Origin of the sequence: Enterobacter sp. DC4, from assembly GCF_000568095.1 — a bacterium.
Classification (GTDB): Bacteria; Pseudomonadota; Gammaproteobacteria; order Enterobacterales; family Enterobacteriaceae; genus Enterobacter; species Enterobacter pseudoroggenkampii.
Genome location: NZ_AZUB01000002.1, coordinates 199,572 through 225,643 on the forward strand (window position 1 = coordinate 199,572; position 26,072 = coordinate 225,643).

General features: G+C 51.2%; 28 protein-coding genes and 2 pseudogenes. 12 read left to right on the forward strand and 18 right to left on the reverse strand.

What is annotated here, in order from left to right:
* Positions 1–13: 13 nt before the first annotated feature.
* The 3 genes from P349_RS17260 to P349_RS17250 are packed head-to-tail and all read right to left on the reverse strand — an operon-like array spanning position 14 to position 2,066.
* Entirely contained in the window at positions 14–313 is a 300-nt protein-coding gene (locus P349_RS17260) for a phage tail assembly protein (protein ID WP_010835089.1), read from the reverse strand.
* Positions 314–368: 55 nt separating this feature from the next.
* The gene (locus tag P349_RS17255) at positions 369–884 is read right to left on the reverse strand and encodes a phage major tail tube protein (protein WP_032646265.1); all 516 of its coding nucleotides are present in this window, start codon (positions 882–884) and stop codon (positions 369–371) included.
* Entirely contained in the window at positions 885–2,066 is a 1,182-nt protein-coding gene (locus P349_RS17250; RefSeq protein ID WP_032646264.1) for a phage tail sheath subtilisin-like domain-containing protein, read from the reverse strand.
* A 151-nt stretch (positions 2,067–2,217) separates the two neighbouring features.
* Between P349_RS17250 and P349_RS17245 the strand changes: the two genes are divergently transcribed.
* Together P349_RS17245 and P349_RS25255 are read left to right on the forward strand one after the other, a co-directional pair.
* Complete coding sequence (locus P349_RS17245) at positions 2,218–3,372, forward strand: phage late control D family protein (RefSeq protein ID WP_032646263.1); 1,155 nt, start codon at positions 2,218–2,220, stop codon at positions 3,370–3,372.
* A 45-nt stretch (positions 3,373–3,417) separates the two neighbouring features.
* On the forward strand, positions 3,418–3,666 hold the full coding sequence (locus tag P349_RS25255) for an ogr/Delta-like zinc finger family protein (RefSeq protein ID WP_071995285.1): 249 nt from the start codon (positions 3,418–3,420) through the stop codon (positions 3,664–3,666).
* 254 nt (positions 3,667–3,920) lie between these two features.
* Here the strand turns inward: P349_RS25255 and P349_RS0124205 are convergent.
* Positions 3,921–4,768, reverse strand: a pseudogene (locus P349_RS0124205) (tyrosine-type recombinase/integrase); the annotation flags it as partial.
* Between the two features lie 132 nt (positions 4,769–4,900).
* Between P349_RS0124205 and P349_RS0124210 the strand changes: the two are divergent.
* Positions 4,901–6,071: pseudogene (locus tag P349_RS0124210) on the forward strand (Y-family DNA polymerase); the annotation flags it as partial.
* Between the two features lie 68 nt (positions 6,072–6,139).
* Positions 6,140–6,547 carry a hypothetical protein gene (locus P349_RS0124215; protein ID WP_032646261.1) on the forward strand — a complete coding sequence of 136 codons (408 nt, stop codon included), beginning with the start codon at positions 6,140–6,142 and terminating at the stop codon, positions 6,545–6,547.
* Positions 6,548–6,561: 14 nt separating this feature from the next.
* On the opposite strand, the gene P349_RS17240 is transcribed toward P349_RS0124215, so the two are convergent.
* Positions 6,562–7,233 (reverse strand): SOS response-associated peptidase, encoded by a 672-nt coding sequence (locus P349_RS17240; RefSeq protein ID WP_032646260.1) that lies wholly within the window; start codon positions 7,231–7,233, stop codon positions 6,562–6,564.
* A 566-nt stretch (positions 7,234–7,799) separates the two neighbouring features.
* Positions 7,800–8,189 (reverse strand): cell envelope integrity protein TolA, encoded by a 390-nt coding sequence (gene tolA / locus P349_RS0124220; protein WP_032646259.1) that lies wholly within the window; start codon positions 8,187–8,189, stop codon positions 7,800–7,802.
* 470 nt (positions 8,190–8,659) lie between these two features.
* Between tolA and P349_RS25970 the strand changes: the two genes are divergently transcribed.
* The gene (locus tag P349_RS25970) at positions 8,660–10,003 is read left to right on the forward strand and encodes a colicin-like pore-forming protein (RefSeq protein ID WP_081766794.1); all 1,344 of its coding nucleotides are present in this window, start codon (positions 8,660–8,662) and stop codon (positions 10,001–10,003) included.
* A gap of 18 nt (positions 10,004–10,021) precedes the next feature.
* Here P349_RS25970 and P349_RS17235 read toward each other — a convergent pair whose 3' ends face one another.
* Positions 10,022–10,363, reverse strand: a complete 342-nt coding sequence (locus P349_RS17235) for a hypothetical protein (RefSeq protein WP_032646258.1) — start codon at positions 10,361–10,363, stop codon at positions 10,022–10,024.
* A gap of 126 nt (positions 10,364–10,489) precedes the next feature.
* Between P349_RS17235 and P349_RS25975 the strand changes: the two genes are divergently transcribed.
* Both P349_RS25975 and P349_RS17230 read left to right on the forward strand, forming a co-directional pair.
* Positions 10,490–10,648 (forward strand): hypothetical protein, encoded by a 159-nt coding sequence (locus tag P349_RS25975; RefSeq protein WP_238550715.1) that lies wholly within the window; start codon positions 10,490–10,492, stop codon positions 10,646–10,648.
* Positions 10,649–11,607: 959 nt separating this feature from the next.
* A complete protein-coding gene (locus P349_RS17230; RefSeq protein WP_032646255.1) occupies positions 11,608–12,285 on the forward strand; it encodes a DUF2076 domain-containing protein in 678 nt (225 codons plus the stop codon).
* A gap of 118 nt (positions 12,286–12,403) precedes the next feature.
* Here the strand turns inward: P349_RS17230 and P349_RS26620 are convergent, their stop codons facing one another.
* From P349_RS26620 to P349_RS17205, 6 genes are all read right to left on the reverse strand, one after another.
* Positions 12,404–12,562 carry a hypothetical protein gene (locus P349_RS26620; protein WP_193745656.1) on the reverse strand — a complete coding sequence of 53 codons (159 nt, stop codon included), beginning with the start codon at positions 12,560–12,562 and terminating at the stop codon, positions 12,404–12,406.
* A 1-nt stretch (position 12,563) separates the two neighbouring features.
* Positions 12,564–13,280, reverse strand: coding sequence for an ABC transporter ATP-binding protein (locus tag P349_RS17225; RefSeq protein ID WP_032646253.1), 717 nt, complete (start codon positions 13,278–13,280; stop codon positions 12,564–12,566).
* A complete protein-coding gene (locus P349_RS17220; protein ID WP_032646252.1) occupies positions 13,277–14,152 on the reverse strand; it encodes an ABC transporter ATP-binding protein in 876 nt (291 codons plus the stop codon). The genes P349_RS17225 and P349_RS17220 overlap by 4 nt, the downstream gene beginning before the upstream one ends.
* A complete protein-coding gene (gene livM, locus P349_RS17215) occupies positions 14,149–15,423 on the reverse strand; it encodes a high-affinity branched-chain amino acid ABC transporter permease LivM (protein ID WP_032646251.1) in 1,275 nt (424 codons plus the stop codon). Before livM ends, P349_RS17220 begins: the two co-directional genes overlap by 4 nt.
* 11 nt (positions 15,424–15,434) lie before the next feature.
* Positions 15,435–16,349, reverse strand: a complete 915-nt coding sequence (locus P349_RS17210) for an ABC transporter permease subunit (RefSeq protein WP_032646250.1) — start codon at positions 16,347–16,349, stop codon at positions 15,435–15,437.
* Positions 16,350–16,448: 99 nt separating this feature from the next.
* The gene (locus tag P349_RS17205; protein ID WP_023312277.1) at positions 16,449–17,570 is read right to left on the reverse strand and encodes a branched-chain amino acid ABC transporter substrate-binding protein; all 1,122 of its coding nucleotides are present in this window, start codon (positions 17,568–17,570) and stop codon (positions 16,449–16,451) included.
* Positions 17,571–17,995: 425 nt separating this feature from the next.
* Between P349_RS17205 and P349_RS17200 the strand changes: the two genes are divergently transcribed.
* Positions 17,996–18,664 (forward strand): YecA/YgfB family protein, encoded by a 669-nt coding sequence (locus tag P349_RS17200; RefSeq protein WP_032646248.1) that lies wholly within the window; start codon positions 17,996–17,998, stop codon positions 18,662–18,664.
* Between the two features lie 34 nt (positions 18,665–18,698).
* Here P349_RS17200 and tyrP read toward each other — a convergent pair whose 3' ends face one another.
* Positions 18,699–19,910: a tyrosine transporter TyrP gene (gene tyrP, locus P349_RS17195; RefSeq protein ID WP_024909783.1), complete on the reverse strand. Its 1,212-nt coding sequence runs from the start codon at positions 19,908–19,910 to the stop codon at positions 18,699–18,701.
* 216 nt (positions 19,911–20,126) lie between these two features.
* Here tyrP and P349_RS17190 point away from each other — a divergent pair, with 216 nt between their 5' ends.
* Complete coding sequence (locus P349_RS17190; RefSeq protein WP_032646247.1) at positions 20,127–20,468, forward strand: hypothetical protein; 342 nt, start codon at positions 20,127–20,129, stop codon at positions 20,466–20,468.
* A 36-nt stretch (positions 20,469–20,504) separates the two neighbouring features.
* Here the strand turns inward: P349_RS17190 and ftnA are convergent, their stop codons facing one another.
* Positions 20,505–21,002 (reverse strand): non-heme ferritin, encoded by a 498-nt coding sequence (ftnA, locus tag P349_RS17185; RefSeq protein WP_014884366.1) that lies wholly within the window; start codon positions 21,000–21,002, stop codon positions 20,505–20,507.
* Positions 21,003–21,206: 204 nt separating this feature from the next.
* A complete protein-coding gene (gene yecR / locus P349_RS17180; protein WP_024909785.1) occupies positions 21,207–21,545 on the reverse strand; it encodes a YecR family lipoprotein in 339 nt (112 codons plus the stop codon).
* Positions 21,546–21,779: 234 nt separating this feature from the next.
* Here yecR and azuC point away from each other — a divergent pair, with 234 nt between their 5' ends.
* Both azuC and P349_RS17175 read left to right on the forward strand, forming a co-directional pair.
* Positions 21,780–21,863: a stress response protein AzuC gene (gene azuC / locus P349_RS26260; RefSeq protein ID WP_014884364.1), complete on the forward strand. Its 84-nt coding sequence runs from the start codon at positions 21,780–21,782 to the stop codon at positions 21,861–21,863.
* Between the two features lie 107 nt (positions 21,864–21,970).
* A complete protein-coding gene (locus P349_RS17175) occupies positions 21,971–22,222 on the forward strand; it encodes a DUF2766 family protein (RefSeq protein ID WP_008500405.1) in 252 nt (83 codons plus the stop codon).
* Between the two features lie 42 nt (positions 22,223–22,264).
* Here P349_RS17175 and P349_RS17170 read toward each other — a convergent pair whose 3' ends face one another.
* Both P349_RS17170 and P349_RS17165 read right to left on the reverse strand, forming a co-directional pair.
* On the reverse strand, positions 22,265–23,608 hold the full coding sequence (locus P349_RS17170; protein WP_023336144.1) for an anaerobic C4-dicarboxylate transporter: 1,344 nt from the start codon (positions 23,606–23,608) through the stop codon (positions 22,265–22,267).
* A gap of 157 nt (positions 23,609–23,765) precedes the next feature.
* The gene (locus tag P349_RS17165) at positions 23,766–24,269 is read right to left on the reverse strand and encodes a non-heme ferritin-like protein (RefSeq protein WP_024909786.1); all 504 of its coding nucleotides are present in this window, start codon (positions 24,267–24,269) and stop codon (positions 23,766–23,768) included.
* A 787-nt stretch (positions 24,270–25,056) separates the two neighbouring features.
* On the opposite strand from P349_RS17165, the gene araF reads away from it, so the two are divergent.
* Entirely contained in the window at positions 25,057–26,046 is a 990-nt protein-coding gene (araF, locus tag P349_RS17160) for an arabinose ABC transporter substrate-binding protein AraF (RefSeq protein WP_008500409.1), read from the forward strand.
* Positions 26,047–26,072: the final 26 nt, after the last annotated feature.

Consider the following 26,072-nt stretch of genomic DNA (forward strand, 5'->3'; position numbering starts at 1 on the left):
AATACTGCCTCTCTTACTTGCTCGCCGTCGCCGCCTCGCTCGGTGCGGACGGCGCCGCTTTCGTCAAAAAAGGCGTAATTTCTTCGCACAGCGCCGTAAAGTCGCCGGTCGCCATTGAGGAAATATCAGTGGTTGTCAGCTGAGGCGCGGTGACGCGTGTCAGCAGAGTTGATACCGCGTCATAGTCGAAGTTGAGAACATCAACCAGCCGCAGCCCGCGCAGTGAGCCAGCCTGCTTGATTGTGTCGGTGATTGCGACGGATTTGATTTCCTGGTCGCCGCGTTTAATGGGTTGGCTGAGAGTTACTGACATTATTCTTTCTCCGGGCGGCCACGCTGGCCGCCATTGGTAGTGGTTAAAAAAAAGATTACTGGCCGAGACCCAGGGCGGACGCAATGCGGTCCGGGTAGAGACTCTTGCCGTTGCGCTTGTAGATGAAGTTCAGCAGGTCGATTTCCAGCAAAGGCTTGTCATCCACGAAGAGCTTGTAATACGTATTTTTGAGCGCATAAGTATGGCTGGTGTCATCACCCTGCTTGGCTTCGCCCTGGTCAACTTCGGTAATACGCCCGCGCATCTCGACCTCAAGCAGGGAACTTGTTCCACCGCTGTATATCTCACCGACAAAGCGCGTGCGTAATTCGTCAATATCCCCGCCCCATTTCAGGATCAGCTCTTCGACCATGCCGCCAACAACCATTGATGCATCCAGTGCACCTGAATCAAGGCCGAGGTCAACAGCAGCGGAGCCAAGCATCCCGCCACCCTGATAATCTTCCGTTTTACGGGTAATTTTCGGGAGCGTGACGCTGGGGATCTTCCCGATGTAGTTGTCGCCATCGACAAACATCGTGAACAGGCGGAGTTTCTTCGGAATAGCCATTTATGCACCTCCCAGCGATGCAAAGGCTGGTTCGTAATACTGATCGGTAAACGTCTGGATCAGCGTCAGGTTTTCCAGCGGTGGTACGGGGCTGTAGTTGTAGCGAACAACGGCTTTACCCTGGCGAATACCGGTGGTCGGGTTATCGACAATATCAAACCAGCATGCCGCACCAATCAGTTTGCCAGCAGTGACCAGTGCCTGAAGTTTGGCATTGATCCCGCTTACTACGTCTTTGACGTTAGCCGGGGTAAGCGGTTTATCCACGGTGGTGAATTGTGCTTCCGCAATGCTGTCCGCAAGAATTTGGGCCGTCCGGGTAAACACCTCGTAAATATACTCTTCGGTGTCGGTGGTACGGTTACCCCAGAACCGGAAGCCATCGCGTTTGATCAGCGTGGTAATCTCGTTAGCGTTCAGCTCGTTAGCGTCGGAGTCCTCCGCCTGTAACGCCCAGAACACGTCTTTAGAGATACCCAGGACGTTTTTCACCGCAACGTTAGAAAGTGATTTGTGCCAGCCCTGCTCATTATCAATCAGTGCCCGCAGGCCAAGCGCATAGGCAACAGCCGGGAATTCTTCATTAACGCCGGTCTGCGGGTTGTAGGCGATGAAGTTAGGCCAAATCATCATCCCTTCACGTTCGGCAAACTGCTCGCGGTAGGTTTTCGCTTCGGCGATAGTCTCGCAGCCATCGCAGTAGCTGTAAGAGAATGCACGCAGCTGCTTCGCAATTACGCGCAGCTGTGCGGTCACTTCCTGCGTGTCGTACATCGGAATACCGAGGATGCGAGGGCGATAACCGGTTTTCTGCTCTGCGGTCAACAGGGCAAACATCCCGGTATAGCTTCCGTCAGCCTGCGTGCCACCGATAATGAGCTGGGATTGCGTTTTGGCATTTTCTCCTTCCTTTGCTGCAGCGACACGAACAACAATTACACGTGTGCTGACCTGGTCGGAAATAGCCTTGAGAGATTTATACAGTGAGCCTGTTTTGCCCGCCTTACCCAGCACGCTAATCACGCGAGTGATCAGGACTGGCGTATCAAGTGGAAAGGTGAGGGGATCGGCATCATCGGCCACCGCAACCAGACCAATGACCGTTGAATCAATGTCATTGATCGCGGTCTGGAGGTCGGTGTTTTCTTTGGTGCGCGCCCCGTGGAAAAAGTTGTCGGTCATACTCTACCGCCATCATGTTTAGTGAGTTCATGGTGATATTCGCTGAATTCCGTGCGGCAGACACGTCACGATGGATGTCACAGAAAGGCGACAACAAAAGGCTGTTTGTCCTATCGCGCGCGCATGGAAATATTTGCGGGAGGAGAAAGCGATGACACTGACAACTGACGCGATAGAGAGCGCAAAAAGCCTGCTGAATGCAGGTGCTGAGAAATTCAAGAATTACCCAGGCGACCTGTCACGTGTGCCAGCGTTTAACGTCATGCTTGGCGGCAAGGCGCTGATCATGCTGGATGAGAAACTGCTCTCGTTAGAATTAACAGATAACAGGGGCTTTAATGCTGATGAACTGACTATCACTGTTGATGACAGCCAGGGAGATATTGAGTTACCGCCACGTGGCGCTGAATTATCGGTAGCGATAGGCTGGCAGGGAGAAAAACTGGTACACAAAGGGATTTTCATCGTGGATGAAATTGCGCACTCAGGGCCGCCGGACCGTATCGAGATCACGGCCAGAAGTGCAGATTTCCGCGATGAATTTAACGTCAAGCGGGAGGTGTCATGGCATGACGTTACAGTCGAGCGCATCGTCTCTGCTATAGCTCACCGATACAAACTTAAACCCCTTATCTCAGAGCAACTGATGTCCGCCGAGATCGACCATGCAGATCAGACACAGGAAAGCGACATGTCGTTTCTGACGCGCATGGCGGAAATGCTGGGCGCTATTGCAACTGTGAAAAATGGTTACCTGCTCTTCATCCTGCCTGGTGGCGGTGTCAGCGCAAACGGCAGAGCGTTGCCGGAATTTTCCATCACGCGCAGCAGCGGAGATCGCCATTCTTTCCGGATTGCAGATCGCGACGCATACACTGGCGTGCAGGCGTACTGGCTTGATATGGAATTCGGAAAAAAGAAAAAGGTTACTGTTAAAAAGCGTAAGAAAACCGCAGACAAAAAGCCGCGAAGCAGCAGCCGGGAAGGGGACTATATTGCCGGTGAAGATGGTAACGTTTTTGTACTCCGTACGACGTACAGCAGTGAGATGGCCGCACAACGTGCAGCGGCTGCAAAATGGCAACAACTCCAGCGCGGAGCTGCTGAGTTCTCTTTAACCCTGGCTTACGGGCGCGCGGATCTGTATCCGGAGATGCACGGAACGGTAGCGGAGTTCAAAGACGTCATTGACGGGCAGGACTGGATAATTGCGAAGGCAAGCCACACTATCGACGATAGTGGGTTTAAAACACGTCTGGAGCTGGAAGCAAAAATACCTGAATGGATTGCAGAAACCGAATCATAGCGGCCATAATATGAGCGAGTTCAACTCCCGCCATGGGAGGCCATTATGTTTAAGTGTCCTGTTTGTGGTGCCGTCGCACGTACGCGCACCAGTCGCCCTCTTAGCGAAATGACAGTCCGGCATTATCACCAGTGCCAGAATTTCGAATGCAGTATTACGTTTACTACGCTCAACAGCGTTGAGAAGCTGGTAACCAAACGCGCCCCCCGCGAAAAGTTACCGGCTGATTTCATTCCATCCGATGCTTTTCCCGCTTCGCACTATGGGAGGGATCAGCTTAATTTGGCCCTCTAAATAGTGGCAGCAAAAGTCCAGCCATTACCTGTGATTACCAGCGATTACCATCAGAGAGAGTCTTATTTATCATAAGCTTATGATAAATAAGACTCTCTAATAGTTTTTAAAATCCCTCGGCGTTCGCGCTGTGTGGGTTCAAGTCCCACTCCGGCTACCATGGGAAAACTAGAATAAAATCAATGATAAGCAGTGTCGTGTAAACCACCGAAAGGTGGTTTTTTATTGCCTGTTTTTCGCCATTGTTTCGCCATTCAGCTTCGCCATAAGAAGAGGGCATTACTGCCCCCAACTACCGGAACAATAGGAATCTTTCTATCATAACGCGCGGTCTGAGACGCGTTTTTGTGACCAGCGATTCCCTGTTTTTCGTTAAGCGTGCCTTCCAGATCTGATATCCCTTTTGCTTTTAAATCGTGGAAAGTGAATTTGAAGTCAAGCTCAGGAAATTTTTCTGAGGCCATGGTTTTAGCTTTTCCCCACTGCGCGTTAAACGCACTCTTGTATATCTCAAACCAGACGGCTGGTGGATCAGGTATATACTAACCATTCCTGTATTTAGCGGGATAGATTCAGCAAGCCTGACTGCTTTATCCAGTCGCCCCGTCCATGCTTTAATTTGAGGTACAGCTGTTTTGCTCTGCTGAATCATTATGCTTTCATTGAGGATCTGGCTTTTCTTCAGGTCCAAGATATCTCCCTGTCTGGCACAACATAAATAAGCAAGTTCCATAGCCACCTTCACGGGGGGTCCAGCAACGCTTAACAAAGCTTCGTATTCCTTATCAGTGACATAGCGAGTTCTGGCCTTTTCCTTAAATTGCTTCACTCCCTGACAAGGATTCATCTTCACTTTTCCGCGCTCATATGCCCACCTGAAAACCCTCGATATAAACGCTTTCTCTCGGTTAGCCTGAACCCTGCTTTTAACACCTCTCTTATCCATATACTTCCTGATATGCTCAGGTTTAGTGTTGTCTGGCTTCATCTTCCCGAAAACGACATTCACCTTTGCGCCATATTTTCTGTAGTCCTTTCAGGTTTCGGTGGCCAGCTCATGAAACTCGCCAGAGTTAAAGAACTCTTCGCAAAGTGCGTGGAAGTTGGAAGGCGGTCAAAGAAATGGCCTGAGGGCAGCCCCATCGCATCACATATCTGATAGGTCGGTTCAACCGGCACCGCCACCCAACCCTCTGGCAACTTTTAAGCCGTCGTTACAGGTTCAGCACCCTGAAGTGATGGTTGCGTAATCGCGCGAAGTGCCGAGGCCAAAGCCGCTGGAATTACTATGGGAGAGCCGTTTTTTAAGCAAAAGGATCTCTTCCGGCGCGCCGGGGTTGTTTGCTTCAGCAGTAACTACGAATTCTATGCCGACATGTCGAACCGGGTAATGACGACGCTTGAGGAAATGAGCCCCCGCGTCGAAATTTACAGCATCGACGAAGCTTTTTGCGATCTGACAGGTGTTCGCAACTGCCGGGACCTGACGGAGTTCGGCAAAGAGATCCGCGCTACGGTTCTGAAGAGCACGCATCTAACTGTCGGGGTTGGTATTGCACAGACAAAGACACTCGCTAAGCTGGCAAACCACGCCGCCAAGAAATGGCAGCGTCAGACCGGCGGGGTGGTCGATTTGTCCAATATCGATCGGCAACGTCGGTTGTTGGCTATAGTACCTGTTGAAGATATATGGGGCGTTGGCAGGCGCATCAGTAAGAAGCTGAACGCCATGGGCGTCTAAACTGCTCTGGTCCTCTCAGAACAAAGTACGTGGATTATCCATAAACACTTTAACGTGGTACTCGAGCGAACGGTTAGGGAACTACGCGGAGAGCCATGCCTCGATCTGGAGGAGTTTGCACCTGCAAAACAGGAGATTGTTTGTTCCCGGTCTTTTAGCGAACGCGTTACAGAATACGAGCAGATGCGCCAGGCTATTTGCAGTTATGCTGCCCGAGGTGCAGAAAAGCTACGTGGTGAGCATCAGTATTGCCGTTTTATCTCGGCGTTCGTGAAGACGTCACCTTTTGCCCTAAATGAGCCATATTACGGCAACAGTGCGTCAATGAAGCTTCTCACGCCAACACAGGATTCACGAGACATCATCAACGCCGCGGTAAATGCCTGGACAAAATCTGGAAGGATGGCCATCGCTATCAAAAGGCTGGAATCCTGCTAGGAGATTTTTTCAGCCAGGGAGGGCGCAGCTAAACCTTTTCGATGAGAACGCGCCGCGGGCCGGCAGTGATAAACTGATGGAGGTGCTCGATCACCTGAACGCCAAAGATGGGAAAGGAACGCTCTACTTTACCGGGCAGGGCATTCAGCAGCAATGGCAAATGAAGCGAGAAATGCTTTCGCCGCGTTATACGACCCGCTTTCAAGATTTATTAATTGTTAAATAGATGCAGGACATTATTGTCAAAATAAAGTATCTTATTCAGGCACTTATAAATACTTAAATGGAATTGATATGTTAAAACCTATTCTCGCATTAGCAGTTCTTACCTTATCTGGATGTGCAATTATCCAGGAGCCTCCAAAACATGGTACTCCTGACGCTGTATATACGACTAAGAGCGATACAAAAAGCGTTGCATTATGCATTGCTGATGTCTTTGCAGATTACGACCCTTACATTTTACCTGGCTATAAAGAAGAATTCTGGGGTTATAAGATTAATTATTCCGCCGGGCCATATGGCGAAGCTGAAATTTACAAGAAAAATAACGTTACCACTGTAAATTATTTTGATCAGAATAATTCAGACAGGAAAATGGTAAAGCATCTTAAAGACGGCATCCAAAAATGTGTAAATAAGGTATACGACATGTCTCCAGTGGGTGGTAAACAGCCAGATGGAAGCGTAAAACTCTGGTAATATCTGTCAGGATATCACTGAATATTATCAATCAATTCAGCACCCTGATTTTTTTGATTACCAACGGCACGCGACACTGCGTGCCAGATAAACTTGTCGGCGTCCACTGTGCCGTCGGCAACTATCTCTTCCGCTTCTTTCCCGCCTATATCCTGACGCATCCACTCCCTGGCCGCTTCTGGTGATAGTACCAGTGACTGTCGGTCGTGAATATCGATCAGCCCTTTGTCAGCAGCATACGTCACTATCAGAAAACCTTCTGCTTCATCGCCGCGTTCGAACGGTGTGCTGCCGATCGCGGCCATAAATATGGGCTGGCCGTCGGCACGGTGAATGAAGTAGAGCTGCTTCTTGTCGCCTTCTTTCTTCCACTCGAACCACCCATCTGCGAAACAAATCGCCCGGCCATGCTGCCAGAGAGGTTTGAACATTCGGCTTGTGGCCGCGGTTTTGACACGCGCGTTAATAAGAGGCGGCTTATCCCACCACCCGGGAGCGTAACCCCAGAAAACAGGATCGAGGTGCAGCCGCTCGTCGCGTTCGCTCAAAAGCAGAACTTTGGTACCGGGCGCCATGTTGTACCGGCCAATGGGTTCCGGGTCGTATGCGATGTCGCGATCGGCTTCATCGGCCAGGTAAGCCAGATATTCTTCACGGGTTTGTGCTTGTGCAAAACGACCACACATAGAAACCTCCAGTCAGTCAGACTGAAAGTATAGGGCAGGGAGAAAAAGTAACGCCCGCTGGTTAAGTCTTACAAACGGATTCGTGGCGATTATGCTGACGATGACGAGAGGCGTAAAGCGATACGTTGTGAAACAGGAAGGAGCTACGCAAAAGTGTCATTTTTGGGGGGCAAATTTGGGGGCAAAATTGAGCCGGGGGCATGATTTGGGGCGTTAAAACGACCTATATTGTCCGATAAAGTCCACACAGTAGTTTTTGTAAGTCGCTGATTAATAATTAAGTTACTGATTTCATGGTGAGTGTGATTTCTACCAAACAGTTTAACGCTGATTATATAGTTTGAAACCAGCACATTGAAATTAAATGAGTTTTTCATGAGATTACTCAGACGAAAGGGGGCATGCGGGCCAACTGGTTGCGAACGGCGTGGACAGAAAGCAAGAGGCGATCATCTACGATGTAGTTGCATTTCCCGCCTTATTGAAAACACTGGGGCCACAGCTCCAGCCGCAGTAAACCTACCGGCGACCGAGGCTATGACCGGCCTCCGGCAGAAGGAGATTTTTCAGGAGGCGAAATCCAGCAGAGGGGCATTTTTGAATTTCAGCCAGGTCTCTTTATCCGGGGCTGGTGGGATTTTCGCGCGGGTTATTGCTGAGAGAACGTCCTGGCAAAACTCAGGATCACCCTTCTCAATCTCTGCACTCAACAGCAATCCGTCCGGCGCTATGGAAATCCTGACTGTGCATTTTTTCCCCTTATGTGACGATCTGTCCGAAAACTGTTCAATTACTGCCTGATGTATCTGTGCAGCATAGTCCTGGTTTTGCTCTTGTTCCGCTAATCTCGTTACTGAATGTTCCTGAGCCTGAGAAACAGATTTTCCGTCGCTGGTGCAGGCGTTCAGGAGAAATGGAAGGAGTAAAAGAACAGGTTTAATAAGTCGTGATGTCACGTAGGAAAGTCCCTGTAGTTGCTAAAAAACACATACTAATATCTTTTTTTAGCAGCCGTAAACTCCTGAAAATAGGCTTTGCATACACTTCGCTTCTGTTGTCCTTCTCTGCGCAGTAACTTGCAAGCCCTTTCGCCATGACACGCTACAACTGGGAGCGCGAACAGCCAGTGAATTTGATGTGTCATGAACGGTACATGCCATAAAAAGTGACAGCGTCTCCTGTTTCCTTTTATCTATCGTAGAGCTTAAAGGCGGTCTGACATTTGTTGTTTGCACATGGCAAATAATGGTAGGGGAAATCCTGTTGACGATGTGAGATAGCCAAGCGTAATATCGTGAGTGCTGTATATAAACACATTGTTATATATACAGTATTTTTGGTGTGCAGTGGATTTCAACAGCGTGCCGCTAACAAGGCAGGCAATAAACCGCGCACCTGATTATTAAACGTCAAAGAGGATATTTTTATGAGCACTGAGTTAAATAGCGGTTCTGTCGGTGGCTTTGGTCACATGGGGAAAAATGACCCTTACAATGATGGTCATAGCGGATCTGGCAGTTCTGGTGGCAGTGGTAACGGTGGTGGTAATGGTGGCAATCATTCTTCGTCGGGCAGTTCGTCATCAAATGTTGAACATACTCCCTGGGGAGATGTTATAGCCGGTGCTGACGGTTTTAATTATATGAATGGTATTAAAATGACGGGAGAAAACTCGCAACTTGCATACGTTTCTTCAACACGTCTTGTGCGAGTGCTTAATTCTCTCCTTGATCGTTCTTACATGAAACCTGAACCTGGTGAACATAATGGTGTTACTGGTGTCCCTGCAACATCACCAAGCCGTCAGGAATTAGCTGATAATGCCCTTACAGCTGCGCAAACAAATGCTAAAACAGCGGCTGATAATGTTGCGAAAGCAAATGCTGCTATTAATCAGGCGCAGACTCGACTGAATACGGCAAAATCGAAAATCCCAGGTCTGGAAGCTAATGTTACAACTAAGCAACAGGCTTCAGATAAGGCTACCGCTCGTGCTCATGAACTGGGACATTTCCTGAATGATATGGGAGGGCCTGGTCGCTATCAGGCCTTGCAGGCGGGTTATCAGGCTGATGTCGCACAGAATGAACTGAACAGTGCTAAAAAGGCTTTGACAAACGGGCAGGCTGAAATTGCCGCAGCTCAGAAAGCTCTGGATGATGCTCAAAAGGCATTACCTGTTGCGACATCGAACAAACAGAACGCAGATGCTGCTGTTGCTTCAGCTGCTGAAATGAAAGATGCGATAACGACTGCGACAGCATTTTTCGAGTCAGTTTCGAAAAAATTTGGCGAACGCTCCGCTCGTCTGGCACAGGAGTTAGCTGCACAGGCGCGCAGTGCAAAAATTCGTAGTGTGCCTGAGGCTGTGGCATTGTTTGATAAATATAAAGGTTCTGCCGTAAACAAGCTTAATGCAGCGGATAAAGCGGCCATTGCTAATGCATTTAAATCTCTCGACCAAGCTGCTATGGCGAAACAGCTAGCTGCATATTCTAAGTTGTTTGGACGTTTTAATGCTTTCGCTGATTTAGCGGATCTTTCTAATGCAGTATACAAAGGTTTGACTACTAATGATTGGAAAGATGCATTTAACAAACTGGAATCAATGGCTGTAAGTAAAGTTGCTGGTGAGTTGATTACGGTAGCGTTTGCTGCTGCAGGAGCACCACTTGGTATTGTTGGTTTTGGTATGGTAATGATGCTAAGCGGAGCACTGTTCGCGAATGAAAATGTGCTGAGTGCAATCAATAAGTCTTTAGGTCTTTAGTAGATATAGAAGGCCATTTCAAATGGCCTTTTTATTATAGGATATGAGTGGGTATAATAATGATAAGGGAATGGCAAAAGCGAAGCACAGTACCGGTATTATTACAGAAAAAAATTTTGATGGGGTTTGTTCATTCACACATTGGTTTTCCCAGAAGGTCGGCAAGTATTTCATACCTGCTCTTTCTATTACGTTATAAGAAATAGGGAATAAAATAAGACTGATAGAGGAAAGGATGAAAACGATCTTTTCACGATCCGATAGTTCGACCCATTCGTGACTGTATAATGTGTTGTAAAATACAACTACCCACATGATGGCGCCCCACCAAATTTTGGTTATATAGTATTTAGTACTCATGCCATCTCCTTTCTCTCAGCTCTGGTTATTATAATTCAAATCGAGTAGGGTGGATAGACTACTATAAATCACAAGCTCTTTGTCGGTCCCGGCTTGTTTATTGGCTTTGCGGTTATCGAGTCGTGAGTGAAAACCAGCGAAGGGGATATCCTTCTGATTTTGAGCGATGGGCTTACGCAGTTTGTCAAGCTGATAGGAAAAGCGCTCATTACGGATGAAGGTGAGGCGATAGAGGGAACCGCGCATGCAGAGGTGAAGGTTCTTGGGCTTTATCAATCGGGTTAGAGATGATGATTGCACGGCTATTTAATTAACGTTTCACCGCGCTTCATTGCAGATATTAAAAATCATTAGTAAGCGACTGGTTTTAAGACATATTTTGGTTGGTGTGAGAGTATTTTAACCTCCGCCCCCCGACACCCCATGATGGTGTGTTAGGCAAAATTTAAGAGTACTTAGCCAGTACCGAGATAGACTCGGAGTGGCCAGGGATGGCACCAGCAGCGACGCTTACTATTCCAGCCCAAAGAGTTTCACAGATGCATGAAGCGAATATTAGGATACCGCGGAATACTTTATTCATAGGCTTTTCCTTATTTATATGATTCATCAAGACGACACTTACGAGACGTAGGAGCGATATGACTGACATTATGATAAGAGCCGGAATAAAAGGCATGCTCATGAGAATCGAACTCATGTTACTGGCTAAATACTCTTAAATGAAAATTAACAATTTTCTTCAATCAGATCAACGCCTTTGGGGCAAGGGTTCGCCATTGTGACTTTTCGATAAACGTAAGCTATTGATTCATTTGATCTTAAAATTATGAGTTAATGGCGAAAAATAAACGTATCTATCTGATTATCATAGATAACACGCATGATTTAAAATCCCTCGGCGTTCGCGCTGTGTGGGTTCAAGTCCCACTCCGGCTACCATGGGAAACAAAGAATAATCAAAGCAATAAGCAGTGTCGTGAAACCACCGAAAGGTGGTTTTTTTGTGCCTCTAGTTTAGCGCGAAGTGAGCGTATCTCATCGTCATCACGATCGTGCTGTGCCCGAGAATTTGCTGCCATACCAGAACGTTAAGCCTAACTCTCTAATATCAAGCCCGGAAAGCAGGGCGATTTTCAGCTAACCTGCAACCAATCTTAAACAAACATTTCACTCCCCAGACACAGGTTGCCGCCGCTGATAAACTGGTTGGTATCCACCCTGGAGAGCGGAAGGTTATTGTCATGCAATATGAAGAACAGCAGCTTATCAACGGCCTTTTCGAGCGTCTGAAACAGGCCGGACAACAAAACAGCCAACGGGACGCAGATGCAGAGCGTCAGATCGCTGAATTCGTCAGGCAGCAGCCTGCGGCCCCCTACTATATGGCGCAATCGATTTTGATTCAGGAAGCGGCCCTGAAACGCCTGCAGACCCGCGTTCAGGAGCTTGAAAGCGAATTAGCCGCGCAAAAAAGCACACCCTCGACGGGCGGCAGTTTCCTCGGCGGCCTGTTTGGTGGTGGGAAAAGTAACCCGCAGCCTGACAACAGCTGGAATGCCCAGCCGCAGCAGCCACCGGCGCAGGATTACTCACGGGCGCCAGCGCCAGCTAATCGCGGCGGCGGTTTTATGGCTGGCGCACTCCAGACAGCCGCTGGCGTGGCCGGTGGCATCGCGCTGGCCGAGATGCTTACCAGCATGTTCCATCAGTCGCGGCCGGAAGAGATCGTGAACATTATCGAAGAACCGACAATGCCTGTCGGTGGTGAACCGTTGGTCGGTAATCAATACGGCGACGTTAATAACGTCTCTGACACCCGTTTCCTCAACCAGAACGATCCGTTCGGCAATAATAACGACACCTGGCAGAACGACTATGTAGATGACGACTACAGCAATGACGACGACAGTTTTATTTAACAACGTTATCATGAAACCACAGAAATGAAGTGCCCCCCGAAAGTTGGGTATCCAACTTTCGGGGTTTTGCGTTTCCGAGTCAAAAAAACCTTCGAGGCGACGCATGAAGGCTCATAAATCACATTCGTTTTACTACTTTCCTTACTAACAAACCTGTAAGAATTGCCGGAAGCAATCCAAACAAAGAGGCGATATCGACTAACGTATCCTCCAGTGCTTCTATCCCGTATGTGCCGAAAAGATCCTTCACTGCATAAGCCCATTCGGCAGGTTTCACATCACACCCCGCCCAAATACGCCTTCCTCACCTCCTGATTCCCCAGCAGCTCCTCACCGCTGCCGCTCAGCCGGATCTGCCCGTTAACCATTACATACCCGCGGTCAGACAGCTTCAACGCATGGTGCGCATTCTGCTCCACCAGAAAGATGGTCATGCCGCTGCGGGCCAGCTCACGCAGCGTCTGGAAGATCTGTTTAACCACAATCGGAGCTAAGCCCAGGCTCGGTTCATCCAGCAGCAGCAGCTTCGGACGGCTCATCAGCGCCCGGGCGATCGCCAGCATCTGCTGTTCCCCGCCGGACATGGTCATCGCGCGCTGTTTACGCCGCTCTTTAAGACGAGGGAAAAGGTCAAACATGGTTTGCATATCTTCAGCGGCAAACTGGCTGCCGATGGGAATGGTCCCCATCAGCAGGTTCTCTTCAACGGTCATATCCGGGAATATTCGTCTGCCTTCCGGCGCCTGCGCAATGCCGCCGGACGCGACGTAGTGGGTGGATTTATGGCTGATATCTTCACCGCCGAAAAGGATCTGTCCGTTGCGGATACGAGGCTGACCAAAGATGGACATCAGCAATGTCGATTTACCCGCGCCGTTTGCGCCAATCAGCGCCACGGTTTCCCCCTTATTCACCTCAAGAGAGACCTGCTTCAGCGCCTGAATGACGCCGTAAAACACATCCACCTCGCGAAAAGCCAGCAGCGGTTCGCTCATAGGGTGACCTCGCTTTCGTCCGTGCCCAGATAGGCGGCAATGACCTTTTCGTCATGCTGGATCTGCTCGGGTTTTCCTCTGGCAATCACATCGCCGTGGTCGAGCACGATAATGTCGTCCGAAATCTCCATCACCATCCCCATATCATGCTCAATCAGTAATACCGTGATGTCATGGTGATCCCGCAGAAAGCGAATAATGCTGCTCAGCTTATGCGTTTCAACCGGGTTCAGCCCTGCGGCGGGTTCATCCAGACAGATCATTTCTGGCCCGGTGCACATTGCCCGTGCAATTTCCAGACGCCGCTGCTGGCCGTACGACATCTCTCCCGCCAGGCGATTGGCGCACTCCACCAGATCCACCACTTCCAGCCAGTAGAAGGCTCTGTCCAGGGCGTCGCTTTCCGCCCGCCGGTAGGACGGCGTGTTCAGGATCCCGGCGAGCAGATTGCGGTTCACCCGCATATGCTGCGCGACCAGCAGGTTTTCCACGACCGACATCTCGCGAAAAAGACGAATATTTTGAAACGTGCGCGCCAGCCCGGCTCGGTTGACCAGGTGGGTTCCGCCAAACATTTTGTAGAACAGCCGTTGCCCGAACTGCGCGGGGTTAATCCAGTCACCCGGCTGGAATTTTTGTCCAAGGACCTGAATCACGTTGGTCGTTTTATTGCGGGTGTTAAACAAAATGTTGCCGCCGGAGGCTCTGTAGAAGCCCGTCAGGCAGTTAAACACGGTTGTTTTTCCCGCCCCGTTTGGCCCAATCAGGGCGGTAATGGAGCCGCGCTGTACGTCCAGGTTGACATCGTTTAGCGCCTTAATCCCACCAAAGTGCATCATAAGATGCTCAACGCGTAATATCGTTTCGTTCATGGTGCGACGCCCTTACGCACGGCAAACCCGCTGCGGTTAATGCGGATCAAACCGCGTGGACGCCAGATCATCATCACCACCATCAGCATGCCAAACAGCAGGACGCGATACTCGGCAAAACTGCGCAGCAGTTCCGGCGTGACCGTGAGCACAAAGGCGGCCAGCACCACGCCCAGCGTCGAGCCCATACCGCCCAGTACCACAATGGCGAGGATCAGTGCCGATTCAAAGAAGGTAAAGGAGGTTGGATTCACGAACCCCTGATAGGTGGCGAAGAACACCCCGGCAATGCCCGCGGTCGACGCGCCCAGTGTAAAGGCGGAAAGCTTAACCAGAACATGATTTAACCCCATTGAGCGGCAGGCAATTTCGTCTTCACGCAGGGCTTCCCACGCACGACCAATCGGCATCCGCGTCAGGCGGTGCTTGATATAGAGCACCAGCATTACCACCAGGAACAGCACCGCGTAGATAAAAATAAACTTCATGTTCGGGTTGTAGGTCAGGTGGAAAAATTCGTGGAAGGGCACGCCGCCTTCTTTCGCGCGTCGTCCAAATTCCAGGCCGAAAAAGGTGGGGGGAGGGGCCGACACGCCGTTAGGTCCGCCGGTGAAGGTCAGCCAGTTGTTCAGTATCAGGCGAATAATCTCCCCGAACCCGAGGGTGACGATGGCCAGATAGTCACCGTGCATGCGCAGTACCGGGAAACCGAGCAGGGCGCCTGCGGCGGCGGCCATGATTGCCGCCAGCGGCAGCATACTCCAGAAGCCTAAGCCGAGATACTGGTACCCCAGCGCCAGACCGTACGCCCCAATCGCGTAGAACGCGACATATCCCAGATCCAGCAGACCGGCCAGGCCTACGACGATGTTCAGCCCCAGACCGAGAAGCACGTAGATCAGCCCGAGAATGGCGACGGTCAGCACATATTTAGTGGCGACAAACGGAAAGCAAATCGCAAGGGTAATCACCAGAGGAATAATCCAGCGCATGCGGCTTTTGTATTCCGGCGGCCGGACATATACGCCCGCGCTGTCGGCCTCGAAGCGCGCCTGGAAACGGGCCCCCGGGGCGGTACCTAAAAAGGCGCTCAACAGAAAGCGTCCGAGCATGACGATGCCAACCATCCAGGCCAGTCGCTGCCCGGCGAAGTTAAAGCTGTACCCGTCCAGCACCACGCCCGCGATGGGGCCGAAGATAATCAGCGCAATCAGCCCGGATAAAATCGCGTCCAGAATGCAGCGTTTAAGTGAAAAACCGTGTGATGTCATCATTCTCTCCCTCACACTTTGGCCACAATTGGGCGTCCAAGCAGGCCCTGAGGACGGAAAATAAGGATCATGACCAGCAGGCCGAACGAGAAGACATCTTTATAGTCCGAGTTCACCATGCCCGAGAACTGCGCTTCCGCCACGCCCAGGATAAGGCCACCGAGCATCGCGCCGGGAAGGGAGCCGATGCCGCCGAGTACTGCTGCAGTAAAGGCTTTAATGCCGATCACGAACCCGACGTAGAAATCAAAGGTGCCGTAATTCATGGTGATCAACACTCCCGCCAGACCGGCCATCGCCGCGCCGATGACAAAGACCAGCGAAATAATCCGGTCGGTATTAATGCCCAGAATGGAGGCCATTTTGCGATCCTGCTGCACCGCGCGGCACATCCGGCCCAGCCGGGTACGGTTGATTATCCAGGTGAGCACCAGCATGCCGGCAAACGAGGCAACCAGGATAAACACTTTGGTGTAGGTTATCTGCACGAACCCTTCGCCCAGATGCAGGCGAATGACGCCGTCCAGCATGGTCGGTACCCCTTGCTGGCGCGGGCCCTGGCTCAGCTGCGCGTAGTTTTGCAGGATAAGCGACATCCCGATGGCGGAGATCAGCGGCGCCAGGCGCGTGGAGTTGCGCAGCGGCTTGTAGGCGATACGCTCGATAGTCCAGCCGTACACCCCGGTGACAACAATGGTGAACACCAGCGTGCCGAGGATCAGCAGCGGGAAGGACTGCAGGCCGAAGAACGAGAGCAGCGCCAGGCCAATAGCGCAAAGATAGGCGGAAATCATATACACTTCGCCGTGGGCGAAATTGATCATCCCGATAATGCCGTACACCATGGTGTAGCCGATGGCGATCAGGCCGTAGACGGAACCCAGCGTTAAGCCATTGATTAACTGTTGCAGGAAGAATGTACTCATCTTAGCGCGCTCGTTTTATAGGCTGCGCGAGCCGCGCAGCCTGATGTTTATTACGCGCCGACGGGCAGGCCCGCCGACGTTGAGCGTGACTCCGTCCCGTTACTGCACTTCCTTATATTTTCCTTTGTCGTCCCACTGGTAAACCACGTAGTCAGACACTTTCAGATCGCCTTTGCTGTCCCAGGCTTTTTTGCCCATCACCGTGTCGACGGAATTGGCCTTCAGCCACTCGCTGGCTTTGGCGGAGTCCTTGCCGCCGGTGGCCTTGAAGGCCGCGGCAATGGCCTGTACGGAGGCATAGGAGTAGAGGGTGTAACCTTCCGGCTCGAATTTACCGGCGCGGAATTTCTCGATAACCGCTTTACCGTCCGGGATCAGGCGCGGGTCTTTACCGAAGGTCATGTAAATGCCATTGGTATACTGCGGGCCGCCCGCGGCGGTCACCATCTCCTCGTTGACAATACAGTCCCCGGAGAAGAATTTTGCCTGTACGCCCTGCTCACGCATCTGGCGAACCAGCGGACCGGCTTCCGGGTGACAGCCACCGAAGAACACGACGTCCGGTTTTTGCGCGCCGATCTTGGTGACCAGCGCGTTAAAGTCTTTTTCACCGCGGGATAACCCCTCGTACATCACATCCTGAACCCCGCGTTTCGCCAGCGCCGCTTTGGTGGCGTCAGCCAGACCCTGACCATAGGTGTCTTTGTCGTGAATGATCACCACGCGCTTGGCTTTCAGCTTGTCGATGATGAAGTCGCTGGCAACCTGACCCTGCTGGTCGTCGCGGCCGCACATGCGGAACATATCGCTCATGCCGCGTTCGGTGATCAGCGGGTTAGTTGAGCCGGGGGTAATCGCAATAATGCCTGCGTCGCTATACACCTCGGATGCGGGCATTGTTGAAGAGGAACAGAAATGGCCGACCACGGCATTGACTTTATCCTGGTCAACTAAACGGTTGGCGACGGCTACGGCCTGCTTGGGCTCGCAGGCATCATCCCCCTGAACCAGTTTGATTTTCTCACCGTTAATGCCGCCTGCGGCATTAATGTCTTCAGCGGCCTGCGTAGCGCCGTGCCAGTACTGATCGCCATAGGTGGCGTTCGGACCCGTGAACGGTCCGGCCACGCCAATCACAATATCTGCCCGGGCGGAAAACGCCGTCACCAGGCAACCGGCCAACACAAGAGAAAGAGGAGTTCTGATAAATTTCAGCGACATTATTATGTTCCTTAGCAAAGAGGTTTTTGCACCACGGCGTAAACCCGAACGCCCGACGGCGCAGCCAATCCGAAACACGAGCAAGAACAAAATGCACTAAACGAACAAGATACAGACGGCATCCTGCATATTACGGCGAGATTTCCCTGCGCAGGGACGCGCGAAGAACGTTAAGCAAAAACGTTGCCAGAATGGTTAACCCATTGACGAGCATGCGACATGTTTGAGTATAGAGCGCCGCATTATGCCGCCTTGCGGGAGGAGAAGAAATTACAGCGGAGATCACATATCGTTAACAATAAAGCCCATAAGTTGTGCAAAGGTCACGGTTTGCACGTTTTTGCAGCAATAAAGACCTAAACTTCAGCCCGGAGAGGGGTGAGATATGTGTTAGGATCGTTTCCTTTTTTGCAGGAGTATCAGCGATGACTGAAGGCCCATTGAATGAAAGCGAAATGGCGTGGCTTGAAGAGACGTTAATGTCTTACGGTCATGATGACGCGTCCGTGATTGACGTGTCCGAACTGGACGGCATGCTTACCGCAGTGCTTTCCGGTCCTGTTGTCGTTGAGCCAGATGCCTGGCTGGTGGCGGTTTGGGGTGGCGAGAAGTACATTCCGCGCTGGAAAAACGATCGTGAGATGAACCGTTTTATCGATCTCTGCTTTAAGCACATGAACGATATTGCCGAGCGTCTGAGCGAATACCCGGATCAGTTCGAACCGATGTTTGGCTATAACGACGTTGACGGTGAGAGCTATACCGTGGTGGAAGAGTGGTGCTACGGCTACATGCGCGGCGTGGCGCTGACGGACTGGTCAGCCTTGCCGGAAGCGCTGAAGGCCGATCTTGAAGTGATTGCGCTGCACGGAACGGAAGAGAACAGCGAAAAGCTGGATGAACTGTCCGAAGAGGAGTACATCGCCAGCATCGAGAGCATCCAGCCTGCGGCACTGCGTTTATATCAATACTGGGTAAACAACCCGCAGCAGCCGGAAGCGAAGAAGCCGATTGTAAACGGCACAAAGGTCGGGCGTAACGATCCGTGTCCTTGCGGCAGCGGGAAGAAGTTTAAGAGCTGCTGTTTGCACTGATAAAAAAGGGGCTGATGACAGCCCCTTTTTTTATTTAACCCACTTCCGGCAGCATCCCGGCTGCAATCAACACCTGCACCAGAATAATCACCACCCCGCAGCCAAACACAACGCACAGCAGCGGTTTTCCCCCCGCCACGCGATACCCTTGCTGAGGATGCTGCTGACGGCTTTTCCACGCCAGCAGGGAAGGGAGGAGGAGGGCAAGGATCGATAGCGCTACCCCTGCGTACCCCAGCGCCATCACAAATCCGCGCGGATAAAACAGCGCGAACGCCAGCGGCGGCAGGAAGGTAATTGCGCCCGTCTGTAACCGTCCGGCCGCGGTATTGCGGCGCTGGAACAGGTCGGCCAGATAATCAAACAGGCCGAGCGCCACGCCCAGGAATGAGGTTGCCAGCGCCAGGTCGGCAAACAGGTGTACCGCCAGCTCCACGTGTGGGGAGGTGACGACCTCGCGCAGTGCCAGCAGAAAACCGTTCAGGCCAGCGTGTTGCGCCATCAGCCCAATAAAGGTTGAAGAGTCAATGCTGCCCAGCGTCACCAGCTGCCAGAAAATATAGGCAATCAGCGGGATCGCGCTGCCGATAACAAAGACGCGGCGCAGTTTTCGGATATCGCCGTTCATATAGCTGACGATGCTCGGCACGCTGCCGTGGAAGCCAAACGAGGTGAAAATGACCGGGATCGCGGAGAGCGCCAGCCCTTTTTCCAGCGGCAGCGTCAGCAGGTTAACCTTGTGCACGTGCGGCGCCAGCAGCACCAGCATGACAATCAGGAAGAGAATTTTAGCGCTGAACAGAAAACGGTTAAACAGATCGACCAGCGATGTGCCCACGCAGACCACGCCGCCGCCGATGAGCGCAAAGAAGATGGCGCCCGTCGCAGGGGTAATGTCAGAGCCAAACCAGTCGTTGACGCTGGAGGCGATGAGCTCCCCGGCACCGCTGATATAGGCGGCGGTCAGGGCGTACATGAGGAACATCATGCTAAAGCCGGTTATCCACTGACCGTAGCGTCCGAGATAGCGCGCCGCAAGCGAACCCAGACCGGTGTCAGCGGGTACGTGCTGGTAAACCTCAAGCAGCAACAGGGCGGTGTAACACATCAGCGCCCAGAGCGTTCCCAGCAGCAGCAGGGTCATGCCAAATCCCACGCCTGCGGCTGCCAGAGGCATTGCCAGCATTCCTGCGCCAATTGTCGTTCCGGCGACGATAAAAATACTTCCCAGAGTTCTGTTTTTCACGCTTTCCTCTACAACGCTTCTTAACCGCGACAAAATCTGCGGCGCAGAGTAAGGGAAAAGCCGTTACTCGTCAAATCACCGTTACAAGTGGTGTAAAAAATTATTTACGTATTAATGACCCAGGCCTATGCCTACCTCATAAGGGCAATACTGCTGCCCGACATTCCGGCGTAACGTAAACAATAAATACAAATTATCAAATTAAGTGAGGGTCTTATGGCCGGGGAGAATCCCTTTACCGCGGCATGGAGCCGGGGAGGTAACCTGTTGTGCCATGGTCACTGGATAATCAGCTGGCAGAATCAGCCCCTGAACCTTCCCGAGTCCCGCCGCGAAAAGGATATGGGCACCTGGGCAATCTATTCGGTTATTGATCCTGAAGATGAAACCTTTGCACAAGGATTACAGGAAGATGAGTGGATCATCGAGAATGTCGACTGGTTAACGGATCTGTTTTTCGAAGTGGGTATTCCGCTGGAGACGTCCAGCTACCGCTATTTTTACCAGGCCGTGAATCCCCATGACTGGCGTTGCACCAGCTGTGCGGGGTGTATGTAAATTAACGCGGTGCCGGAAGCCGGCACCGCGCTGAAATTAATTCTGCGTATCAAGAGTGGAGAGTTCTTTATCGATAAAGTAAAGACCTTCGCCGGATTTCCCGACCAGAGATAATTTATCCAGCACGGATTTAAACAGCTTCTCTTCTTCGTGTTGCTCAGCGACGTACCACTGCAGGAAATTAAAGGTTGGATAATCCTGGCTGGTCATCGCGGCATGAACCAGTTCGTTAATTTTCTGCGTGATAAGCTGCTCGTGCTCGTAGGTGGCGCGGAACAGTTCATCGAGAGAATTATACTCAGCGAACGGTGATGCCACGGTTTCAATGCGCGGCAGGCTGCCCGTATCTGTCAGATAATCAAACAGACGCTGCATGTGGGTCATCTCTTCCTGAGCGTGACGACGCAGAAACGCGGCAGCGCCCTCGAAACTGTGGTAGCTGCACCAGGCGCTCATCTGCTGGTAGAGCAGGGATGAAAAAAGCTCAAGGTTCATTTGTGCGTTGAGCTTGTCGATCATTTCAGTTTTCAGCATGGTGACGCTCCGGATTATTATTTCTGGTTCACAATGAGCGACACTATAATTTGTTATTTAATTATTTGCAAAACGTAAAATTTTTATTTTATTTATTAAAAATACGAATGGGAATAAAACGCATTGGCGATTTTTATAACTTATTAATGAGAATTGTTTTTGTTCGTAATGAAATAAACTGCCAGCATGCGCTGGCAGCTTCGATTAATACCACGGATTAGTTGACTTAGGATTAACGGCGTAACCCATACATTTATACTGGATAGTTACGCTCTCGTTCAGGCACAAAGAGCCGCTGGTCAGAGTGCAGGTTTTAATGGGCTGACCATAGGCTGAGGCAGTGGCATACCCCATGCTCTGACACGCTTTTGCCGCCGTGCCGTTATTCACATACTCATCGGAATACGCATTTTGCAGCGCAGCCTGGCCGTAGTCGAGGCGGACGATGCCGTTCGGCGCGTCGAGACTGCTGACTTCAGCCTGGCGGTTAATAGTACATCCCGCGAGCAGCAGGATTGTGCCGGCTACAATGACTCTTTTCATGATTCGCTCTGAGTGGATGGAAATACGTTATCGTACCCGCAGATGCCCGCTGCAATGGCTGGAATAGCCGGACAATCTGCCCTCACTCTTCGCAACGGGTCCGCGGTGAGCGCTTTCAGGCCATGCTCTGATATAAATGTGATGTGTATCACAAAAGTGTTGATTTTTGTGATGGTGGTCATATTATAGGCACGTTGACGATAAAGTTGTATAACAAGTTAATGGAGCATCATCGTGAAACTGCGCAAAATCCTGAAAAGTATGTGGGCCAATTACTGCCGCACCTTCAAAGACGTGCCGCCGGGCGCCATGTTCTGATAAAAAAACCTGCTTCGGCGGGTTTTTTTATACCTGAAGGCGATGAAGGGGAGATGCCAGGGGTGTGTTTTGCTACTATGGCGGCCTTTAAATAAGGAGAAAACCCCATGTCACAAAACCTGAGCGCCGATCAGGAACTGGTCTCTGACGTTGTCGCCTGTCAGCTGGTTATCAAACAAATCCTTGATGTTCTTGACGTGATTGCGCCGGTTGAAGTGCGCGAGAAGATGTCTACGCAGCTGAAAAACATCGATTTCGCCAGCCATCCCGCTGCCGCCGATCCGGTTACGCTTCGTGCGATCCAGAAAGCCATCGCCCTGATTGAACTGCGATTCACGCCGCAGGGTGAATCCCACTAAAACCGGGAAATGGGCGACGGCATGTGTCGCCCCTTGATACTGTCAAAAGAACGTCTGGACCAGCAGGTAGCTCGCCGCGCACGCGCAGCTTACCCCAATCAGCCCAGGCAGAATAAAGCTGTGGTTGATGATAAATTTGCCGATGCGGGTGGTGCCTGAACGGTCAAAGCCGATGCAGGCCAAATCACTTGGGTAGGTCGGCAGGACGAAATAGCCGTATGACGCAGGGAAAAAGGCGATCAGCATTTTCGGGTCGATGCCAAGCATGAGGCCCATAGGCGCAACGGCCGTCAGCGCAGCCGCCTGGCTGTTCACCAGTTTTGACACCAGAAACAGCACAATAGCATACGTCCACGGGTGGCTTTTCACGACGCCTTCCAGCGCCAGCTTTAACTCGTCGAGATGCGCCTGGAAAAAGGTATCGCTCATCCACGCCACGCCGAACACCGAGAAGATCGCGACCATACCGGCCTTAAACACCGCGCCGTTGGAAATCGCCGACGCATTGACCTTACAGGCCATTAGCATCACGGCCCCTGCAATTAACATCATCATCTGAATAACAAGGTTCATCGACAGCGCCGTCATTTTGCCTTTCAGCTCAAAGGCGGGGCGCAGCTCAGGGAACGCACCCAGCAAAACAACCACGGCAATACCGGCAAAGAAAATCCACGTGGACCAGTAGGCCTGTTTAGGGAAACGCTGATTCATTAACGTCTCTGTTCCACCGTAGATAAACTCGCGCTGCTTAGGATCTTTCAGCTTTTCCTGAAACTCCACGTCATCCGCCAAATCTTTTCCGCGGCGTAAACTCCACAGGGCAGCAATAGCTACGCCGAAAAGTGAAGCGGGAACCGACACGGCGAGAATTTCCAGGATTCCCCACGCGTGGCCGATGCCATGCTGGGCCGCCAGGATGGACACCAGCGACACCACGGCAACGGACACGGGGGAGGCGGTAATCGCCATCTGCGACGCGACCGATGCCACGGCCATAGGGCGCTCGGGGCGGATCCCTTTTTTCAGGGCGATATCCGCAATGATGGGGAACATGGTATAGACCACATGCCCGGTGCCGCACAGAAAGGTCAGCATCCAGGTGGTGAATGGAGCGAGTAGGGTGATGTGCTGTGGGTGTTTGCGCAGCAGACGTTCAGCAAACTGCATCATGACGTTGAGGCCACCCGCAGTCTGCAGCGTAGCGGCACAACCAATCACCGCGAGGATGGTCAGCATAACGTCTACCGGCGGCTTACCCGGTTGCAGACCAAAGACAAAACATAAAATAAAAAGACCAATACCGCTGATTAACCCGAGCCCCATACCGCCGAAACGCGTACCCGTCAGCAGGCAGAGGAGAATGACAACAAACTCAATGGTGATCATGATGCTCCCTCGTCAATGATTATGTAACTAAATAAATCATCACACGTTGTGTGGTTAATCATTGGGAGCCAGATCTGATTTGTTAAATTTCAGCAAAAGCAGAAGGTTGGAGACGTGAAGGGAGCCTGCTCCTCCGAATGGGAGCAGGCCAAAAAACTCAGTGGTGCTGCACCGCCACGATGTCGAGCAGATGACGGTCGGTTTGCTCAGGACATAAACCTGCCTGCTGCGCATTATGGATCTCATCCGCCAGCGTCTTCAGCAGCAGGCCATCCTGCTGCTGTTCTTTATCCATATCGCGTAAGAATCTGAGTGTCGTAATGTCCTGCTGCGCTTTGGCTTCATCGGCCAGTTTGTTGAGGGTGCTGCAGCGTTGTTCATACTCTTCAAGCGTCTTCTGAAACAGTTCTTCCAGGCAAGAGTAATTTTCATTGATCCCATCAAGGGCTTTAACGACAGGATTTGCCCCTGCGGCTTTCAGGAAGTTAAAGACACGCATCATATGGGTGACGTTACTTTGCGCCTGAGAGCGAAAGAATGTAGCAGATCCCGTGAGGCTATTCTCGGCACACCACGCACTTAAGTGAAGGTGCAGATTCGAGGCGTAGAACTCAAGGTTCATCTGCGCGTTAAGTTTTTGCATCATCGTTTGGGTAGCCATACTCATATCCTTATTGACTGTGGGACGTGATGTCCGTTGCTTAACCTGAGCGTCAGGCAAATATGAAGAAAAGAGCAGAAATACACATTCTGCCGTGACCGAAGTCGACCGAAATTCACTTCCTGTGTTCGATATAAATAAGCATACCCTTGTCTTTGGTCTAAGAAAACTCTTAATTAGGCTGTATTTACCATACATTACAAAGTTTAATATAGTACAGAAATGCAATCAGCTCGCCATGAATTAAATATGGTTTAATGCTCTAATAATTAACAATTTTTATTGCAGTGATACACTGTTACTCTTTCGAAAATATTAAGTTGGAATAATACTCCGTGAAAAAGAGAAATACGGATTAATCGTTTCGAATATATCATGTGCTAATAAAATTGCGCTAAATCAAATTCTGCGGAATAACCGTGTTCAGATGCCTGGTGCATTTTTGATGAAAAACATCTTGAACCCCTTTAACACCGGGTGACGTTTAGTCCGCTGAGGGGTATCAGGGATTTCTTAGCTAATCTTATGGATAATTCTGCTTAACCCACTTTCATTTGTCTGACAAATCCTGCCTTTTTTATGTCATTTTTCGCTGAATTTATGTACGCAATTACTGTAATTCTGCGGTGTGATGGGGCTCTCTTATGGATGATTAATTTCCCGCTAAAACTATCACCAGCAATAACGCTTATGACGAGGTAAGCGCTAATGCCTTGTTTTAAGTCCGATTAAATAAGAAGCACGCACATATTCCCTACAGAAAAGAATGCTAAAGCTGGAGTTTACCATGCACAAATTTACTAAAGCGCTGGCGGCCATCGGTCTGGCTGCCGTTATGTCACAATCCGCTATCGCTGAGAATTTAAAACTCGGTTTTTTGGTAAAACAGCCCGAAGAGCCCTGGTTCCAGACTGAGTGGAAATTCGCCGATAAAGCCGGGAAAGATTTAGGTTTTGAAGTGATTAAAATCGCTGTGCCTGACGGTGAGAAAACCCTGAACGCCATCGACAGCCTGGCGGCCAGCGGTGCGAAAGGTTTCGTTATCTGTACTCCGGATCCAAAACTCGGTTCGGCCATCGCGGCGAAAGCGCGCGGTTACGATATGAAGGTCATCGCGGTTGACGATCAGTTCGTTAACGCCAAAGGCAAACCGATGGACAGCGTCCCGCTGGTGATGATGGCGGCGACCAAAATCGGCGAACGCCAGGGGCAGGAACTCTATAAAGAGATGCAAAAGCGCGGCTGGGATGTCAAAGAGACTGCGGTGATGGCCATTACCGCAGACGAGCTGGACACGGCACGTCGTCGTACGACCGGGTCAATGGACGCGCTGAAAGCAGCCGGCTTCCCGGAAAAACAGATCTATAAAGTCCCAACCAAATCCAACGATATCCCGGGCGCATTCGACGCCGCGAACTCCATGCTGGTGCAGCATCCAGAAGTCAAACACTGGCTGGTGGTCGGCATGAACGACAACACCGTGCTGGGCGGGGTGCGCGCGACGGAAGGTCAGGGCTTCAAAGCACCTGACGTGATCGGGATTGGCATCAACGGCGTTGACGCCGTCAGCGAGCTGTCCAAAGCGCAGGCAACCGGCTTCTATGGTTCACTGCTGCCAAGCCCGGACGTTCACGGCTACAAATCCAGCGAGATGCTCTACAACTGGGTCACCAAAGGGGCTGAACCGCCGAAATTTACCGAAGTGACCGACGTGGTGCTGATCACCCGCGACAACTTCAAAGAGGAGCTGGCGAAAAAAGGACTGGGCGGGAAGTAATACGCGGTGATTGTGCCCCTCATCCT

What these genes read in the sequence shown, in the direction of transcription:
- P349_RS17170 (WP_023336144.1), bottom strand. Translation starts at nt 23,608, where the DNA reads ATGATCACCATTGAGTTTGTTGTCATTCTCCTCTGCCTGCTGACGGGT.
- ftnA (WP_014884366.1), bottom strand. Translation starts at nt 21,002, where the DNA reads ATGCTGAAAACTGAAATGATCGACAAGCTCAACGCACAAATGAACCTT.
- P349_RS17220 (WP_032646252.1), bottom strand. Translation starts at nt 14,152, where the DNA reads ATGAACGAAACGATATTACGCGTTGAGCATCTTATGATGCACTTTGGT.
- P349_RS17245 (WP_032646263.1), top strand. Translation starts at nt 2,218, where the DNA reads ATGACACTGACAACTGACGCGATAGAGAGCGCAAAAAGCCTGCTGAAT.
- livM (WP_032646251.1), bottom strand. Translation starts at nt 15,423, where the DNA reads ATGACATCACACGGTTTTTCACTTAAACGCTGCATTCTGGACGCGATT.
- P349_RS17250 (WP_032646264.1), bottom strand. Translation starts at nt 2,066, where the DNA reads ATGACCGACAACTTTTTCCACGGGGCGCGCACCAAAGAAAACACCGAC.
- P349_RS17200 (WP_032646248.1), top strand. Translation starts at nt 17,996, where the DNA reads ATGACTGAAGGCCCATTGAATGAAAGCGAAATGGCGTGGCTTGAAGAG.
- araF (WP_008500409.1), top strand. Translation starts at nt 25,057, where the DNA reads ATGCACAAATTTACTAAAGCGCTGGCGGCCATCGGTCTGGCTGCCGTT.
- P349_RS25255 (WP_071995285.1), top strand. Translation starts at nt 3,418, where the DNA reads ATGTTTAAGTGTCCTGTTTGTGGTGCCGTCGCACGTACGCGCACCAGT.
- P349_RS17240 (WP_032646260.1), bottom strand. Translation starts at nt 7,233, where the DNA reads ATGTGTGGTCGTTTTGCACAAGCACAAACCCGTGAAGAATATCTGGCT.
- P349_RS17205 (WP_023312277.1), bottom strand. Translation starts at nt 17,570, where the DNA reads ATGTCGCTGAAATTTATCAGAACTCCTCTTTCTCTTGTGTTGGCCGGT.
- P349_RS17165 (WP_024909786.1), bottom strand. Translation starts at nt 24,269, where the DNA reads ATGGCTACCCAAACGATGATGCAAAAACTTAACGCGCAGATGAACCTT.
- P349_RS17235 (WP_032646258.1), bottom strand. Translation starts at nt 10,363, where the DNA reads ATGAGTACTAAATACTATATAACCAAAATTTGGTGGGGCGCCATCATG.
- yecR (WP_024909785.1), bottom strand. Translation starts at nt 21,545, where the DNA reads ATGAAAAGAGTCATTGTAGCCGGCACAATCCTGCTGCTCGCGGGATGT.
- P349_RS17210 (WP_032646250.1), bottom strand. Translation starts at nt 16,349, where the DNA reads ATGAGTACATTCTTCCTGCAACAGTTAATCAATGGCTTAACGCTGGGT.
- P349_RS0124215 (WP_032646261.1), top strand. Translation starts at nt 6,140, where the DNA reads ATGTTAAAACCTATTCTCGCATTAGCAGTTCTTACCTTATCTGGATGT.
- P349_RS25970 (WP_081766794.1), top strand. Translation starts at nt 8,660, where the DNA reads ATGAGCACTGAGTTAAATAGCGGTTCTGTCGGTGGCTTTGGTCACATG.
- P349_RS17190 (WP_032646247.1), top strand. Translation starts at nt 20,127, where the DNA reads ATGGCCGGGGAGAATCCCTTTACCGCGGCATGGAGCCGGGGAGGTAAC.
- P349_RS17230 (WP_032646255.1), top strand. Translation starts at nt 11,608, where the DNA reads ATGCAATATGAAGAACAGCAGCTTATCAACGGCCTTTTCGAGCGTCTG.
- P349_RS17255 (WP_032646265.1), bottom strand. Translation starts at nt 884, where the DNA reads ATGGCTATTCCGAAGAAACTCCGCCTGTTCACGATGTTTGTCGATGGC.
- P349_RS17175 (WP_008500405.1), top strand. Translation starts at nt 21,971, where the DNA reads ATGTCACAAAACCTGAGCGCCGATCAGGAACTGGTCTCTGACGTTGTC.
- P349_RS17225 (WP_032646253.1), bottom strand. Translation starts at nt 13,280, where the DNA reads ATGAGCGAACCGCTGCTGGCTTTTCGCGAGGTGGATGTGTTTTACGGC.
- P349_RS17260 (WP_010835089.1), bottom strand. Translation starts at nt 313, where the DNA reads ATGTCAGTAACTCTCAGCCAACCCATTAAACGCGGCGACCAGGAAATC.